13 protein-coding genes are annotated in these 16653 nt (G+C 68.7%); 1 reads left to right on the top strand and 12 read right to left on the bottom strand.

Going from position 1 to position 16653, the window contains the following annotated elements; translation table 11 throughout:
- Positions 1-3: 3 nt before the first annotated feature.
- The 6 genes from AB1634_01380 to AB1634_01355 form a co-directional block, all read right to left on the bottom strand.
- Positions 4-1077, bottom strand: a complete 1074-nt coding sequence (locus AB1634_01380) for an MlaD family protein (GenBank protein MEW6218173.1) — start codon at positions 1075-1077, stop codon at positions 4-6.
- Positions 1078-1079: 2 nt separating this feature from the next.
- Positions 1080-1841: an ABC transporter ATP-binding protein gene (locus AB1634_01375; protein ID MEW6218172.1), complete on the bottom strand. Its 762-nt coding sequence runs from the start codon at positions 1839-1841 to the stop codon at positions 1080-1082.
- Between the two features lie 9 nt (positions 1842-1850).
- Complete coding sequence (locus tag AB1634_01370; GenBank protein ID MEW6218171.1) at positions 1851-2651, bottom strand: ABC transporter permease; 801 nt, start codon at positions 2649-2651, stop codon at positions 1851-1853.
- A 109-nt stretch (positions 2652-2760) separates the two neighbouring features.
- Positions 2761-3054: an integration host factor subunit alpha gene (locus tag AB1634_01365; protein MEW6218170.1), complete on the bottom strand. Its 294-nt coding sequence runs from the start codon at positions 3052-3054 to the stop codon at positions 2761-2763.
- 19 nt (positions 3055-3073) lie between these two features.
- Entirely contained in the window at positions 3074-4366 is a 1293-nt protein-coding gene (gene eno, locus AB1634_01360; protein ID MEW6218169.1) for a phosphopyruvate hydratase, read from the bottom strand.
- A gap of 91 nt (positions 4367-4457) precedes the next feature.
- Positions 4458-5666, bottom strand: coding sequence for a type II secretion system F family protein (locus AB1634_01355; protein ID MEW6218168.1), 1209 nt, complete (start codon positions 5664-5666; stop codon positions 4458-4460).
- Positions 5667-6022: 356 nt separating this feature from the next.
- Between AB1634_01355 and AB1634_01350 the strand changes: the two genes are divergently transcribed.
- On the top strand, positions 6023-6268 hold the full coding sequence (locus AB1634_01350) for a PxxKW family cysteine-rich protein (protein ID MEW6218167.1): 246 nt from the start codon (positions 6023-6025) through the stop codon (positions 6266-6268).
- Positions 6269-6362: 94 nt separating this feature from the next.
- On the opposite strand, the gene AB1634_01345 is transcribed toward AB1634_01350, so the two are convergent.
- The 6 genes from AB1634_01345 to AB1634_01320 are packed head-to-tail and all read right to left on the bottom strand — an operon-like array spanning position 6363 to position 16650.
- On the bottom strand, positions 6363-7589 hold the full coding sequence (locus tag AB1634_01345; GenBank protein ID MEW6218166.1) for a response regulator: 1227 nt from the start codon (positions 7587-7589) through the stop codon (positions 6363-6365).
- A 5-nt stretch (positions 7590-7594) separates the two neighbouring features.
- The gene (locus tag AB1634_01340) at positions 7595-11065 is read right to left on the bottom strand and encodes a PAS domain S-box protein (protein MEW6218165.1); all 3471 of its coding nucleotides are present in this window, start codon (positions 11063-11065) and stop codon (positions 7595-7597) included.
- Between the two features lie 12 nt (positions 11066-11077).
- Positions 11078-13243, bottom strand: a complete 2166-nt coding sequence (locus AB1634_01335; protein MEW6218164.1) for an ATP-binding protein — start codon at positions 13241-13243, stop codon at positions 11078-11080.
- Positions 13244-13247: 4 nt separating this feature from the next.
- Positions 13248-13664, bottom strand: coding sequence for a response regulator (locus AB1634_01330; GenBank protein MEW6218163.1), 417 nt, complete (start codon positions 13662-13664; stop codon positions 13248-13250).
- Positions 13664-14098, bottom strand: coding sequence for a response regulator (locus AB1634_01325; protein MEW6218162.1), 435 nt, complete (start codon positions 14096-14098; stop codon positions 13664-13666). Before AB1634_01325 ends, AB1634_01330 begins: the two co-directional genes overlap by 1 nt.
- Positions 14095-16650 (bottom strand): chemotaxis protein CheA, encoded by a 2556-nt coding sequence (locus AB1634_01320; GenBank protein ID MEW6218161.1) that lies wholly within the window; start codon positions 16648-16650, stop codon positions 14095-14097. Before AB1634_01320 ends, AB1634_01325 begins: the two co-directional genes overlap by 4 nt.
- Positions 16651-16653: the final 3 nt, after the last annotated feature.

Genomic DNA, 16653 nt, shown 5'->3' with positions numbered 1-16653 from the left:
GCATCACTGGATGGCCACACCCACCACCGTGCCCAGGACGCTCACCGGCAGCTGCTCCTGAAGACCCGTGGAGGCCCGGTTGACGTTCTGGACCGCTGCCTTGGTCTCGTCGTAGAGGGAAGGATCGGTGACCAGCTTGCCCAGGGTGCCCTGGCCGCTGCGCACCGCGGCCAGGGTCGCCTCCAGGTCGCTGACCGCATTGGCCAGCCGCCCGTAGAGGCCCTCGTCCCGGATCATCTTGCCCAGAAAGCCCTCCCCCTGGTTGAGACGCGCCACCACGGTGTTGAGACCGCCGGCCACCTGGCGTGCCTCCCGGGCCATGTCCCGCAGATCGACGTACAGGGCATCGTCCGTGAGCAGCCGGCCCAGGGTGCCCTCCGTGGAATCGAGGCGGGTGGCCAGGGTGGTGAAGCGGTCCAGGAAGCCCTTGGCCTGGCGGAACAAGGAGTCGTCGGTGACCAGGAGGCCCAGGGTTCCCTGACCGGCCTCGACGCCGGCACTGATGCGGTTGATGCTGGCGGTGAGGTCCCGGAGGTTGGCCAGGGTGCTCCGGACCGCCTGCCGGCTCTCCTCGTCGCCCAGCACGCTCTGGGCCGTATCGTTGACCACCGAGGCGATGGAGCGGATGTCTTTCAGAACCGGCGCCGCCTCCTGGACCAGCTCATCGAAGGTGACCGGCGACGAGGTGCGGCCGATCTCGCTGCCTGCGGCCAGGAAGGGCTCTGCCTGCAGGCCGGGCAGGAGCTGCAGGTAGCGGTCCCCCAGCATGCCCCGGGTCCGGATCACGGCCTGGACATCCGCCGGCACGCGGAATTCGTCGTAGATGAAGAGCCCCACCCGGGCTCGCCCCTCTTCCAGGGTAATCCGCTGCACCCGGCCCACCTCGATGCCCGCCATCCGCACCGAGGCATCCTCCACCAGGCCGGAGACATCGTCGAAGGTGGCCTGCAGGGCGTAGCCGACCCGCCGGCCGCTGGTGACGCCGGTGAAGGTGATGCTGAGATACACCAGGGCCGCCAGGGCCACCAGCACAAAGGCCCCCACCTTGACCGCCAGGGTCGCTGCGTTGTCCTGCATGGTCATGCCTCGCTCGGGTCTGTCATGGCCACCTCCTCGGGCGCCCGGCCGGCCAGGAAATCCTGGACCACCGGCTCGGGACTGGCCTGGATCTCCAACGGGGTGCCAGCGGCGATGATGCGACCGTCGTGGAGCATGGCCACGGTGTGGGCCATGCGGAAGACCGACGGCAGGTCGTGGCTGATGATGACCGAGGTCAGCTGCAGGCTGGCCTGGGTGCGGATGATCAGCCGCTCGATGGCGCCGCTCATGATGGGGTCGAGGCCGGTGGTGGGCTCGTCGAAGAAGAGGATCTCCGGATCCAGGGCCAGGGCCCGGGCCAGCCCCACTCTCTTGCGCATGCCGCCGGAAAGCTGGGAGGGCATCTTGTCCCCCATGGTCCCAAGGCCCACGTCGGCCAGGCGCTGCCGGGCCAGCTCCCTGGCCTGCCGCCGAGCAAGCCGCGTATGCTCCAGGAGGGGAAAGGCCACGTTGTCCAGCACGGTCATGGAGTCGAAGAGGGCGGCATCCTGGAACAGCACCCCGAACCGCCGGCGCAAGGCCGCCAGCTGCCGGCCGTCCGCCCGGGTCAGCTCCACACCGTCCACCAGGATCCGGCCCCGGTCCGGCCGCATGAGGCCGATGAGGTGCTTGAGGAGCACGCTCTTGCCGCCGCCGCTGCGGCCGATGATCACCGTGGTGGCTGCCGGCTGGACCGCCAGATTCACCCCCGAAAGGACGTGGTGGCCACGGAAGGTCTTGTGCAGATCCTCGATGACGATCATGGGTGGCGGTCAGAAAAGGAGCGAGGTCAGGATGTAATCCATGGCCAGGATCGCCACCGCGGTGTGGACCACGGCCCGGGTGGTGGCCCGGCCGACACCCTCGGCGCCCTCGCCGGCAAAAAAGCCGTGGAAGCAGCCGATCATCCCCATGAGGCCACCGAAGACCGCGGCCTTCACCAGGCCCTGGGTGATGTCCTCCAGGACCAGAAACTCCCGGATGTTGCTCATGAAGATGCCGGGGTTGATCCTGAGGAGGACCACGCCCACAAAGTAGCCACCGCCGATACCGATGAGATCCACCAGCCCGGTGAGGAGCGGCAGCATGACCACGGAGGCCACCAGCCGGGGCGACACCAGGTACTGCACCGGGTGCACCGCCATCACGGCCAGGGCGTCGATCTGCTCGGTCACCCGCATGGTGCCCAGCTCGGCGGCCATGGCCGAGCCGGCCCGGGCGGTGACCATAAGGCCGGTCAGAACCGGCCCCAGCTCCCGGGTCAGGGACAGGGCCACTGTGGCCCCCAAAAGGCTCTCGCCGCCGAACTTCTTGAAGCCATAGTAGCCCTGCAGGGCGAGCACCATGCCGGCGAAGATGCCGGTGAGCAGCACCACCAGGGTGGAGTGCACCCCGATGCCGGCCATCTGGCGCAGGAAAAGGCGGGGCCGCCACGGTGGCCGCACGCTCCAGGCCAGGCCCTGGGCGAGCATCAGGGCCATGCCGCCCAGGGTCTCCAGGCTGCCGAGAAAGCCCGTGCCAAGCCGCCAAGCCAGGGCGCTCAGGATACCGGTGCCAGGGCCAGCCGACCTCATCGCTCCCCCGCTCCTGCCCGTTGCCAAAAGCCTGCTGGCAAAAGACGAACGGGCCCCCCGGCGTCCGCGGATGGCCCGTCACGACCCCTGTCCCGGCAGGCTGGCCGCCTCAGGGCTGCTCGCTGTTGAGCCGGTCCCGCAGGATGCCCGAAGGCCGGAAGGTGACCACGTTCCTGGAGGTGAGCATAAGCTCCTCGCCGGTCTGGGGGTTGCGGCCCCGGCGTGCCCTCTTGCCGCGGACCCGGAACTTGCCGAAGCCGCTGATCAGAAGATCATCCCCCTTCTCCAGGCAACCCTTCATGGCCTCCAGCAGCATCTCCACGGCTGCCACCGCCTGCCCTTTGCTGATGGCCTCATGGCTGTCAAAGATCCGATGCGCCAGATCCGCCTTGGTGAGGGTCATGCTGCGTCCTCCTCCGCTCTCAGGCAATGTGCCGGAAGGCGTCCTTGCCGGCGTAACGTGCCGCGGCCCCCAGCTCCTCTTCGATGCGCAGGAGCTGGTTGTACTTGGCCACCCGGTCGGTCCGGGAGGGGGCGCCGGTCTTGATCTGGCCGGTGTTCAAGGCCACCGCCAAGTCGGCGATGGTGGTGTCCTCGGTCTCCCCGGAGCGGTGGGAGATGATGGCGCGGTAGCCGGCCCGATGGGCCATCTCCACCGCGTCCAGGGTCTCGGTCACCGAGCCGATCTGGTTGAGCTTCACCAGAACAGCGTTGGCTACCCCCTCCTTGATGCCCTTGGCCAGGATCCTGGTATTCGTGACAAAGATATCGTCGCCCACCAGCTGCAGCCGGCTCCCCAGCTTGGCGGTCAGCTTCTTCCAACCCTTCCAGTCCCCTTCTGCCAGACCGTCCTCGATGGAGACGAGGGGATAGCGCTCCGCCCAGTCGGCGTAGAAGGCCACCAGCTCCTCCGCCGACTTCCGGGGCGCCTGCTCGGCGGCGAGCAGGTAGCAGCCCTCCTTCTCCTGGTAAAGCTCGGAGGCAGCCACATCCAGGGCTATGAACACCTCCACCCCGGGCTTGAAGCCAGCCTGGGTGATCCCCTCCAGGAGGGCGTCCATGGCCTCCTCATTGGAGCGCAGATTGGGGGCGAAGCCGCCCTCGTCCCCCACGGCCGTAGCCAGGCCGGCCTTCTTGAGCACCGACTTCAGGCTGTGAAAGGTCTCGACGCCCATGCGCAAGGCCTCGGCAAAGGAGCTGGCGCCGGCCGGCACGATCATGAACTCCTGGATGTCGACGTTGTTGTCCGCATGGGCACCGCCGTTCAAGACATTCATCATCGGCACCGGCAGCACCTTGGCGTTGACCCCGCCCAGATACGAGAACAGAGGCAGGCCCAGCTCGCTGGCCGCCGCCTTGGCCACCGCCATGGATACGCCGAGGATGGCGTTGGCCCCCAGCTTCTTCTTGTTGGCGGTGTTGTCCAGCTCCAGCATGGTGTGGTCGATGAACACCTGGCGGGTGGCCTCGAAGCCCAGGAGCTTGGGCCCGATGATCTCGTTCACATGCCCCACCGCCTTGGCCACCCCTTTGCCGCCGAAGCTTTTGGAGCCCTGATCCCGGAGCTCCAGGGCCTCCCGCTTGCCGGTGGAGGCACCGGACGGCACCGCCGCCCGGCCAACGGCCCCGCTCTCCAGGGTCACCTCCACCTCCACGGTGGGATTGCCCCGGGAGTCGATGATCTGCCGGCCCACCACACTGATGATCTCACTCATGCTGGCTCTCCTTCGTCTTGCTGTTGTCGGATTGGACTGCGGGATCGTCTGACGCCCCGGCGGGACGGCATGACCGCTGTGGCCCAGGGGATCATTGCACGACGCTGCCCATTTTGAAGATGGGCAGATACATGGCCACCACCAGGCCGCCGATCATGCCGCCCAGGAAGACCATCATGAAGGGCTCGATCATGGCGGTGAGGTTGGAGACCGCCTGATCCACCTCGTCGTCGTAGAAGTCAGCGATCTTGCTGAGCATGGTATCGAGAGCGCCGGTGGACTCGCCGACATTGATCATCTGCACCACCATGCTCGGGAAGACCCCGCTCTCCTCCAGCGGCTCGGTGATCGGCCGGCCCTCGGCGATGCTGTCCGCCACCCGGAAGACCGCCTTCTCGATCACCTTGTTGCCCGCGGTGCGGGCCACCACATGCAACGCTTCCAGAATCGGCACCCCGCTTTGCAGCATGGTGCCCAGGGTGCGGGAAAACTTGGCGACCGCCACCTTGCGGATCAGGGGACCGAAGACCGGCATGTTGAGCAGCAGCTGATCGATGCGCTCCCGGCCCTTCTCGGTCCGGTAGGTCCGCTTGACCCCGAAGATCGCCATGCCGGCTGCCGCAAACATGAAGAAGAAGTTGCTCTTCACGAAGTTGGAGATCGTGACCACCAGCTGGGTGGGGGCGGGAAGCGAGGCACCGAAGTCCTTGAACATGTTTTCAAAGACCGGCACGACAAAGATGAGAATAACGGCCAGAATGATGATGGAGATGCACAGACAGATGATGGGGTAGGTCATGGCCCCCTTCACCTGTTTCTTGAGCTTCATGCTCTTTTCCATGAAAGCAGCCAGCCGGGAAAGGATGGTATCCAGGATGCCACCCACCTCACCGGCCTCCATCATATTGCAGTACAAGGTATCGAAGGTGGCCGGGTGCTTCTTCATCGCGTCCGCAAAGGTGCTGCCGGTTTCCACGTCGACCCGGATATCCCGGAGGACCTTCTTGAATGTTTGGTTCTCCTGCTGGTTGGACAGGATCTCCAGGCTTTGCACCAAGGGAAGACCGGCATCGATCATGGTGGACAGCTGCCTGGTGAAGATAACAATATCCCGGCCGGTCACCTTCGGCTGCATGAAGGCGACGTTGGCGAAGAGATCTTTCGGCGCTTCCTTCACCCGGGACGGGGTGATGCGCATCTTCTTCAGCTGCGCATAGGCCGACTTCTCGTCCAGCGCCTCGATCCTGCCCTTGCGCTTCTCGCCGTAAGAGTTGACTCCCTTCCAGATGTAGATCGGCATCGCGTTCCTCTTAAAGAACCTCGCGACCGCAACGGCCGGTTCAGATGGCGTTGATTCTAGCTCATGGGTCTGGCGCTGACAATGGCTGCGGTCGGACCGCGCCACCGGCAAGCCGGCGCAGACGCCGGTCATCCGTCTTGGACGGAGGAAGGATCAATCCGTCATTCGGGACAAACGTGGACGGTACCCGTTGACGGGTGTCCTGGATTTGCCGTTGACAGCCTGACCCTCACTGTCTATCTTTTGGAGCTTCGTTTCGGCCACCCCAACATGCCCAACGCCGGCCGGCCGTTCATCATCCCCTGCCGGGATGCCCGCTGTTCGGGCCGGACGCCAAAGAGGAGGTTATGGTCACCATGTCCGACACCAGCATGTACACCTCAGGCTGCTTCAAGACCATTGTCGACAAGTGCGAGGGCTGCGACCGCATCGTCAACGTCGAGGAGAATCGCTACTGCCGCAGCTATGCCGACCCTGCTGCCAAGTGGCGGCTGGGCCTGTGCAACTTCGCCACCCATGCCAAGCCGGCCGTGCTCACCACAGCCACCAAGATCAACCCGTTGAAGGCCTCGAAGCGGGCGGCGGCAGGCAAGAAGAAGTAAGGCCGCGCAGCACGCTACGTTTTTCCACGCGGGCGGTCCGGATGCGGGCCGCCCGCCCTTTTTTCCCGCCCTTCCCGGCTCCGGCCGCAGGCCTTCAGCCAGCAGCCTCCGGAGCGTTGCCCGTCCGCCGCACCCAGAGCTCGAAGGTGGCGCCCTCCCCGGGCCGGTTGTGCAGCACCAGCCCGCCGAACTTCTCCATCACCTGCATGCTGATGGCCAGGCCCAGCCCGGTACCCTGGGAGGAAGGCTTGGTGGTGAAGAACGGGTCGAAGATCAGCTCGGCCTTGTCCTCCGGCACCCCGCCACCGTTGTCGGCCACGAATAGGGAAACCCGGTCCGCGGCCGGCTCCACCCGGATCTCTACCCACGGGCTGGTGCCTTCCCGGTCCCGGCGATCCTCCACCGCGTGCCGGGCGTTGGACAGGAGATTGAGCACCACCTGCTCGAGCTCCGCCGCCACCGCCCGCACCGGCGGCACCTCCTCCGGCAGGTGCTCGGCGAGAACGATGCCGTGGGTCTTGAACTGGTGCCGGCACAGGCCAACGGCGTCCAGGGCCACCGCAGTCAGGCTCACGTCGGCAGGCTCCCCGGCCTTGCGGCCGAAGGTCCGTACATGCTCGATGAGGCCATCCACCCGCTTGAGACTGCCGATGAGCTTGGGCAGCTCGGCCATCACCTGCTCCAGGGTCAGCCGGCCCCGCTGGTGCAACAAGGCCCACGTCTGGACGGTAAGGCTCATCACCGACAGGGGCTGGCCGATCTCGTGGGCCATGGAGGCGGCCATCTCACCCAGGGCCGCCAGGCGACCGGAATGGATCATCGCCGCCTGGCGGGCCTCCCGCTCCCGCTGGACCGCCAGCTGCTGCTCCAGCCGCCGGCGCTCCTCCATCTCCTGCCGCAGCTGCCAGTTGGCCTGGGCCAGCTCCCGGCGCTGGGCCTGGAGGGCCAGCTGGGTGCTCACCCGGGCCCGCAGCACCGACAGGTTGATGGGCTTGGTGATGTAATCCACCGCCCCCAGCTCCAGGCCATAGGATTCGTCCTCCCCATCCCCCAGCCCGGTGACGAAGATGACCGGGATATCCCGAATCGCTTCGGCGGCCTTGAGACGCCGGCAGACCTCGTAGCCGTCCATGTCCGGCATGATGATATCGAGAAGGATCAGGTCCGGACGGTTGTCGCCGGCTGCCAGCGCCAGGGCCTCCTGACCCCCGGTGGCCGCCGACAGGTGGTAGCGATCCCGGAGCGCCCGGGCCAGCACGTGGACGTTCTCGGGCACATCATCGACGATCAGGATTCGAGGCTTTTCCTGCTCAAGAGACATGGAGGTCAATGGGGTCTGGGGTTGAGGTCACGGGCCAGATCTTCCAGGCCGGCCAGGGCCTCGGCGAACTGGAGGCGCATGACCAGCTGCACGAGCCGATCCATGGCCTCCTGGTGCTCGGGCCGCGACAGGGCGGCGCACTGGCGCAGGATCGCCTCGGCCTCCAGGTCGTGGCTGCGCAGGAGACCGGCCACCTGGGCCAGGAGCAACCCCAGGGTCTCACCGCTGCCCGCGGGCGCCAGGGCCCTGGCCTCCTCCCCGGCGGGCAGCTCGGCGATGGTGGCCAGGACCTGGCTCAGGGCAGCCTGGAAGCCATCCATCCGGGCCGCCACCTCCTCCCCCTGGCTGATCGCCGTCTCCAGCTGGCGGGCGGCCTCGGCCAGCCCGAAGGCCGCCAGGTTGCCGGCCAGGCCCTTGACGGTGTGCACAGCCCGGCGGGCCGCCTCCCGGTCGCCCCGGCCCAGGGCCTCCCGGATCACCGCCCCGGCCTGACTCTGGCTGGCGGCGAACTGGGCGAGGAGCTGGTGGTACAACGTTCGATCCCCGGCCAGCCGGGCGATGCCGGCTGCCAGGTCCAGCCCTGCTGCTGGCGGCAGCTGGCCCGCCGTCACGGCCGGCGGCGGTTCCGGGACCGGCTCGGCCAAGGCCCCGGAACTCTTCGCCACCCACCGGCCCAGGGTGGCGGCCAGGGTCGCCAGCTCCACGGGCTTGGTCAGAAAATCGTCCATCCCAGCCGCCAGGCAACGCTGCCGGTCGTCGGCCAGGGCATGGGCGGTCATGGCGATGATCGGCAGGTGGCGGCCGGTGGCCAGGGCGCGGATTCCGGCTGTTGCCTGGTAGCCATCCATCTGGGGCATCTGCACGTCCATGAGCACCGCATCGTAATGCCCGCCGGCCTCCACCGCCTCCACCGCCTGCCGGCCGTTTTCGACCACCTTCACGGCGACCCCCAGGTGGGACAACAGCCTGGTCGCCACCACCACGTTGATCGGGTTGTCCTCGGCCAGCAGGATGGTGGCCCCGCGCAAGGAGCCGGCAACCGGCAAGGCACGATGCCCGGCCGCAGGCGGGCGCGGGCCGCTGCCGCCAGCCCAGAGGTCGACAAGAAAGGCCAGGAGGCGGGAAGGACGCAACGGCATCGGCAGCACGGCGGTGGCGCCGGCCCGGCGGGCCTGCTCCATGTCCGCCTCCCGCCGCAAGGTGGTGGCGAGCACCACCGGCGTCGCTGCCAGGTCCGGGTCGACTCGGATGCCCTCCAGAAGGCCCAGGGCATCCGAGTCGGCCTGCCGCCAAGCCAAGAGGACCAGGCTCACCGCCGGTGCCCCGGTCCGGACCTGCTGCAGCCGGGGCAGCACCGCCGCCGCCTGCGCCACTGCCTCCACCTCCAGGCCCCAGCCGGTCAGGGTCCGGATCAGGGTCTGGCAGTGCAGCTCGTGATCGTCCACCACCAGCACCCGCCGGCCGGCCAGCCCCTCGCGGGAAGCCGCCGCGCCGGCCGTCTCCTCCTCCCCCAGCTCCAGATCCACCACCAGGGTGAAGGTGCTGCCCTGGCCTGGCTGGCTCTTGACCTCGATCCCTCCCGCCATCAGCTCCGCCAGCCGGCGGACGATGGCCAGCCCCAGCCCGGTGCCGCCGTACCGGCGGGTGGTGGAGCCGTCCGCCTGGGTGAAGGGCGCGAACAGCCGCTCCTGATCGCCAGCCGCGATGCCGATCCCGGTGTCGGTCACCGCGAAGGCCAGCCGCACCCATTCCTCGCCCAGCTCCAGCAGAGAGACCCTTAAGGCCACCCCACCCTGCTCCGTGAACTTGACGGCATTGCTGGTCAGGTTGACCAGGATCTGGTTGAGGCGCAAAGAGTCCCCCACCACCTCCTGGGGGACCTGGGGCTCCACTTCGGCGGTGAGATCGAGGCCCTTGGCCAGGGCCTGGGGAGCAAACAGCTCCAGGATGCCCTCCACCAGGGGCCGCAGGGCAAAGGGCGCCCGCTCCAGCTCCAGGCGACCGGCCTCGATCTTGGACAGATCCAGGACATCACTGAGGGTGCCGGCCAGGAGACGGGCGGCGTCGTGGATGGTCTCCAGAGGGACGCGCAGGCCCGGCTCCGGCTCGGCCTGCAGGGCCAGGGTGGTCATGCCGATGATGGCGTTCAGGGGCGTGCGGATCTCGTGGCTCATGTTGGCCAGGAACTCGCCCTTGGCCCGGTTGGCGGCCTCGGCCTCGGCCACTGCCTGGCGCAGGGCAGCGTCCGCCTGCTTGCGGGCGGTGACATCCCGGGAGACATGCACCACCTGGACGATCCTGCCGCCCTCGTCCCGGATCGGCGAGGTGGCCACCTCCACCACCACCTCCCGGCCGTCCGGCAGATGGTGGAGGTGCTCGACCACCGCATGCTCGCCGGTGGCCAGGGTGTAGACCAGGGGGCAGGGATCCTGGGGGCCGCTGCACGGCTGGGCCAGGCCGTGGGTCGTGGCGTGACAGGTCTGACCCAGGACCTCCGCCTCGGCAAGGCCATACTCCCGCAGGAAGACCTGATTGACCGCCCGGATCCGGAAGTCCTGGACATCGATGATCGCCACCGCATCGTACATGCTGTCCAGAATCGTGCGGTAGAAGGCCACGGTGCGCTGCAGCTCCCCCTGGGCCTGGAGCCGCTCCCCCAGATCCCGGCCCGTGGCCCGGAAGCCGACCACAGCGCCGTCCTCGTCCCGGATCGGCGACACGGAGAGATCCAGAAAAAGACTGCGGCCGTCCCGGGTCTGGAGGCGATGCTCCGGCAAGCGCTCCCGGTCGCTCCCGGCCAGGATGCGGCTCATGGCCTGGGTCATGGCCTCCCCGGTCTCCGGGGAGACCAGCCGCCGGTGGCACAGCCCGGTCAGCTCCCGCCGCCGAAAGCCGCTCATCTGGGCCAGGGGCTGGTTGACGAACACGAAGCAGCCGTCGAGGTCGATCTCGAAGTAAGCCTCCTCGATTCTATCCAGGATGTGCCGGAAGCGCTCCTCGCTCTTCTGAAGCTCGCTCACCGTCTCCTGGCGGCCCTGGGCCTCAGCCAGGAGCTGCCGGTTGGCCGCCTCCAGCTCCCGGGTCCGGGCCTGGACCTGGACGTCCAGATCGCCGTAGACGGCCTGCAGGCGCTCGATGAGGGTGTTGCAGCCGGCGGCCAGGCCGCCGATCTCGTCACCGCCCTCGCCGGGCACAAGGGCCATGCGGCGGGGATCGGTCTCCTGGGCCGCCCGGGAGAGGTGGGCGGCCATGCGGGTCAGGCGGCGTACCACCACCAGCTGCAGGATGACGCCCAGGCCCAGGGCCAGGACGACCAGGGCGATGATGATGGGCGGCAGGACGAGCCGGACGGCCTCATCCGCGGCAGCGGGCAGATGGGCGTGGGTGACGGTATAGAACCGGTAGCCCAGAAAAAGGGCGAAGGCCAGCACGCCGCTGCCGATCCAAAGAAGGATCTTGACGCCGATGCGGTTCACGGCGGGCGGGCACTAGGGGGCGAGGAAGAGGGACACATCCCGGAACTCCAGCACCAGGCGGGGCTCGCCGGTGCCGACCACCGCGGTGCCGCTCAGGATGGGATGGGCCTTCAACAGGCCGTGGCCGAAGGGGGTCACCACCACCTTGACCTTGTGCTGGATCCCTTGCACCCCGCAGGCCAGGCGACGACCGTATTCATCCTCCACCACCAGGATGCGGATGGCGGCCAGTCCGTCGCCACCGCCGCCGGCCGCCACCTCGCCCAGGTGCACCGCCAGGTCGACAAAGGGCAGCAGCTGGCCGCGCCAGGCGAAGAAGCGCCGGTCCCGATGGCCGTGCAGGACGCGCTGGCTGGCATCCAGCACCTCCACCAGGCAGCGGTAATCGACGCCAAAGACCTGGCTGCCCACCTGCACCAGCAGGATGTCCCGGGTCCGGTTGCCGGAGATGACCGGCACCACCAGCTCGAAGGTGGTGCCCCGCCCCGGCTCGGACTCGATCTGGATCCGGCCGCCGCTGCCCTCGATGGCCGCCCGCACCACGTCCATGCCCACGCCCCGGCCGGAGACCTTGGTCACGGCCTCGGCCGTGGAGAAGCCCGGGGCGAAGATGAGGGCTCGGATGGCGGCATCGTCCAGGTCGGCGGCCGCCGGGATCAGCCCCCGCTCCACGGCCTTCCGCCGGATGGCGGCGCAGTCCAGACCCCGGCCGTCGTCCGCCACGGTCAGGATCAGCCGCTCATCCTCCCGCCGGGCCCAGATCGCCAAAAGACCCTGCTGGTCCTTGCCGGCGGCCAGCCGATCCCTGGGGGACTCGAAGCCGTGGTCCACGGCGTTGCGCACCAGATGCACCAGGGGGTCGCCCAGGATCTTCAGGAAGGAGCGGGGCACCTCGATCTCACCGCCGGTGGTCTCGAGGAGCACTGATTTGCCGCAGGCCTCGGACAACTGTTTGATGAGGGCGGGTAGCCGCTGGTAAAGCTCGCTGAGGCGCCGGCTGGTGAGGCTGGTCACCCGTCGCTCCAGGCTGTTGACGTGGCGGTCCAGGTCGCCGGAGCTGTCCTGGAGCAGGCGCCGGTAGCGGGGCGGGATCAGGCTGCCCAGCTCGCTGACCAGGTTCTCCAGGGCGTTGCGGTCCGCGACCAGGGAGCCGACTCCGGCCGCGATCTCGTCGAGAATCCGTCCCGAGACCCGGAAGAACTCCGGATCGTGCTCGCCGCGGCCGCCGGCCGGCTCGGCGGCCGGGAGGGCACCCCCGGCCTCGGCCGGCGACATCTCGGCCGGCGCAGCCGGCCCGGCCGCCGCCTGGGCGACCAGGGTCCCGGACCGCATGGTCACCTGGCCCTCCCGCAGCACCCCTTCCTCCCACAGCCGCTTCACCGCCTCGCTGACCACCTCCGGCGAGATGTCACACAGGTCCAGGATGACGTCCCAGTCCAGGAGGAAATCGCCCTCGGCCAGGAGGGCCTTGAGACCGGCGACATCGCCGTTGAGGGCGTGCACATCGAGACTGGCGAAGGCGGTCTTGCCGTGCTGGGCCACCTGCTCCAGGGCGGCCAGCTGCCGGCAGACCAGGGCGGTGACGTCCTCGCCCGCCAGGGTCACCGCCTCCACCGCCAGGTGATCCACCGGCAGCACCACCCGGGCCCGGGTGCTCCGGATCTTGCCCAGGGCCGCCTCCGTGGCCTCGATGATCGGGACCAGCAGACTGGCCTGGGCTCCCACCCCGGACACCGCGGCCAGACTCTGCCGCAGCTGGCCGAGCAGGCCGTCCAGGCAGGCCATGCTGGCCTGCTCCACCTTGAGCTGCTGCAGGGCCTGCAGGAAGTCCCGGAAGGGCGGCCTCTCCACCATGAGCGGCTCGGTGCCGGCCGCCCCCACCGCCTCCTGGAGCAGAAACAGGCCCTGCCGGGTCACCTCCGCCTCGGCCGGGGTCAGGCCCTCCCCCTTTCCCTGGCGATCGCGAACAAAGTCCTCGAAGCGGTGGACGAACTCGGACAGGGCCACCAGCTCCAGGATGGCGCTGGTACCCTTGAGGGTGTGCAGGCAACGGAAGAGACCGTTCACCGAGGCGGCCGGACAGCCATCCGGCTGCACCAGCTCCAGGGCGTCATCCACCAGGGTCAGCCCCTCCTGGATGAAATCGGCGGTGAGATCGGCACTGATCGAGGCAGGCATGGCGTCACCCCCCGGTTACCGAGGCCAGAAGCCTGGCCCAGTAGTCATGCCGCGCCATGGTCTCACCCACCGCGGCCTCCAGGGCCGCCACATCCACCGGCTTGAAGAACAGGCGCGCCGCACCCGCCACCCGGGCCCGCTGCACCGTCTCCGCGTTCCGGTGGGCGGTGACGACGATGAAATCGCAGGCCGGCATCAGGGCGCGCATGCGACGGATGAGCTCGTAGCCGTCAATGCGCGGCATGCTGATGTCCGTGATCACCAGATCGTAGGGCATCTTCAGAAAGGCCTGCAGGGCCAGATACGGATCCTCGTACGGCTCCACCGCCTGGCCGGTGAGCAAGCTCAAGGTGGAGGCCAGGCTCTGGCTGACCTCCGGCTCGTCATCCACCACCATGATCCGGCACGTTCCCTGGTCCATCAGTCTGCCCCCCGCCCACTACGCATGGTGGCCAGAAAGGTGCGGCGCCAGCGCTGCACCCTTCTGGCCGCCTCGTCGATGATCTGTGCTGCCGCCTCCATGTCGGTCAACGGCTTCAGGATGTAGTCGGCGGCACCGGCCTGCACGCATTCCATGACCTTGTCCACCGTGGAGAAGGCGGTCATCATGACCACCTGCAGCAGGGGCTGCTCGGTCTTGATCCGGCGCAACAGCTCGATACCGCTCATGCCCGGCATATTGATGTCCGAGAGCACCACGTCCACCCGCTCCCGGCCCAGGAGCTCCAGGGCCCGCAGCGGATCGCTCTCGGTGCTGATCCGGTAGTCGCCCGCCACCTCCAGATAGCAGCGGAGGGCATCGAGGATGTCGGGCTCGTCGTCGACGATGAGGACATGGGTCTGTTGCGGGCTCATGCGGGCGCTCCAGGGGGGGTGCTCGGGCTGGTCAAGAGCTTGGCGGCGTCGAGAATCAGGATCACCTGACCGGTGGGGGTGATGGTGCTGCCCATGATCCAGGGCATCCGGCCCAGGGCCTTGGGCAGGGGCTTCAGGACAAACTCCCCCTCCCGGAAGAATTCGTCCACCCGGACGGCCTCCCGCCGGTCGCCCGCCCGGATGATGACCAGCGGCACCTGGGCCGGCAGGGCTCCCCGCTCCGCCGCCGGCAGGTCCAAGAGGGCTGCCAGGTCGTGCACCACCAGGATGTCGCCCCGGATGGCCACCATCGTCTCCCGGCGGTGCCGGTGGAAGCGCTCCCGGTCCACCTTCACGGTCTCGACGATGACATCGAGGGGCAGGTAGAAGCGCTCGCCCGCCACGGCCACCTCAAGACCCCGGCTGACGGTCAGGGTGAGCGGCAGCCGCATGGTGATGGTGCAGCCCAGGCCGGGCCGACTTGCCACCTGGACGCTGCCGCCGATCCGCTCGATGCCCCGGCGCACCACGTCCATGCCCACCCCCCGGCCCGAGACCTCCGAGACCGAGCCAGCGGTGGACAGGCCTGGGGCAAAGATCAGGTTGGCCAGCTCGTCCTCGCTCATGCGCTCCAGTTGGGTCTGGTCATAGAGGCCGTTGGCCAGGGCCTTCTTGCGGATGGCGGCGCTGTTGAGCCCCCGGCCGTCGTCCGTGATCTGGACCAGCACCGATTGGCCCCGTTGGGCGGCATGGAGGCGGATGACCCCCTCGGCCGGCTTGCCGGCCGCGATCCGCGCCTCGGTCGGCTCCAGGCCGTGGTCAGCGGCGTTGCGGATGAGGTGCACCAGGGGGTCGCCCAGGGCCTCGATGACCGTCTTGTCCAGCTCGGTCTCGCCGCCCGAGACCTCGAGACGCATGGCCTTGCCCAGCCGGCGGGACAGGTCCCGCACCAGGCGAGGAAATCGGGCAAAGACATGCTGGACCGGGGTCATGCGCATGGCCATGACCGCCGCCTGCAGCTCCTCGCCGATATGGGAAAGCCCAACACAATGCTCCTTGACCTTCTGGCCGATATCTGGCCGGCCATCGTCGACCGCGATGGAGCGGGCCAGGTAGGCCAAGGCATTGCGGCCCACGAGAAGCTCGCCCACCAGGTTCATGAGCTGGTCCAGGCGCTCGGAAGGCACCCGGATCACCGCTGCCTGCTCCCGCTCGCCGGCGGTGGCTGCTTCCGGGGTGGCGGCCGGGCGGCCCTGGGCCGGTGCCAGTGCCGGCGCCGGCGCGACGGTCACCGCTGCCAGACGAGGCACGGCCTGGCGCACCTCCTGGCTGAAGGCCACCAGATCCGGCAGGCAGAGGCGCATACTCTCCTCGCTGCTGTCCTGGCACAGAAACTCGGCCACGGTGAGGGCCTCGCCGATCTTCTTCTTGAGGTCCCGGTCGCCGGTGCTCATGGCCACACCAGCGATGTCTTGCAGGGTTTCGCGGATCCGGGCCAGGGCCTGTTCCCGATCCGTGACGGTGAGCATGCCGGCCAGGTCATGCTCCAGCCTGGTCAACAGCCGGCCCAAAGGCGAGCCCGTGGCCGAGGATCCGGCCGGCGCCCGGCCTTCGGCCGCGGCCCGGCAGTGCTCCACCAGCTCCCGGACCGGGAACCCGATGGCATCGCCGGCCGCCAGGCGCTCCAGGAGCTGGACCAGGGTGTCCCGGACCTGGAAGAGGATCTCCACCTCGCTGGGCGAAAGGCGGCTGGCGGTGGCCCGGCGCTGCTGCACCAGATGCTCGGCCGCGTGGGCCAAGTCCCGAGCCCCGGCCAGAACGTGCCGCTCCCGGTCGCTCTCCCGGTCGAAGTGGGCCAGCACCATGCCGCTGTTGCCCTTCACTGTGTGCAGGTAGCGGAAGATGGCATCCGGCCCGTCATCGGCCATGCTGCCGGCCTGAGCGGCCTTCAACAGGCCCTCCATGGCCTCCAGGTGCCCGTTGGCCTCGGCCAGAAACTCGGCAAGCAGCTCGGCGGGCAGCTCCGGGAAGGGCTCGCCGGAAGCCGCGACGGCCGGAGCGGCAACAACGGCGGCCGGGGCCGCCGGCGCTGCCGCCTTGCCCTTGTCGATCTCGCCCTCCAGCCAGTCCAGGACGTCTTGCACCGCCAGATCGGTCATGGCCAGGACGGCGTTGCCGCCCTCCTCCCGGGCCTGGCTGGCCGCCGATGCCGCCTCGGCCAGGAGCTTCTTCAGACGATCCACCCCGCCCAGGAGGCAGTCCGCCACGTCCGGGGTCACCTGCACCCGGTGCCCCCGGACCAGGTCCAGGAGCGCCTCCAGCCGGTGGCCGAGGCGCTCGGCCGCCGCCAGGCCAAAAAAGCCGGAGGTGCCTTTGATGGTGTGCACGCTGCGGAAGATCCCCTGGACCAGGGCATCCTGGCCCGCGTCTCCGTCTTCCAGACGCAGGATCTCGTCCTCCACCTGGGCCAGGAGGTCCTGGCCCTCCAGGAGGAACTCCCTGAGGAGATCCAGCTCGCTGGCCTGCAAGCTGATGGTGATCGTCTCGGCCATGGT

The sequence above is a fragment of the Thermodesulfobacteriota bacterium genome (assembly GCA_040755095.1).
Classification (GTDB): domain Bacteria; phylum Desulfobacterota; class Desulfobulbia; order Desulfobulbales; family JBFMBH01; genus JBFMBH01.
Note: the sequence above shows the minus strand (reverse complement) of the source record. Positions and strands in the feature narration are given on the sequence as shown.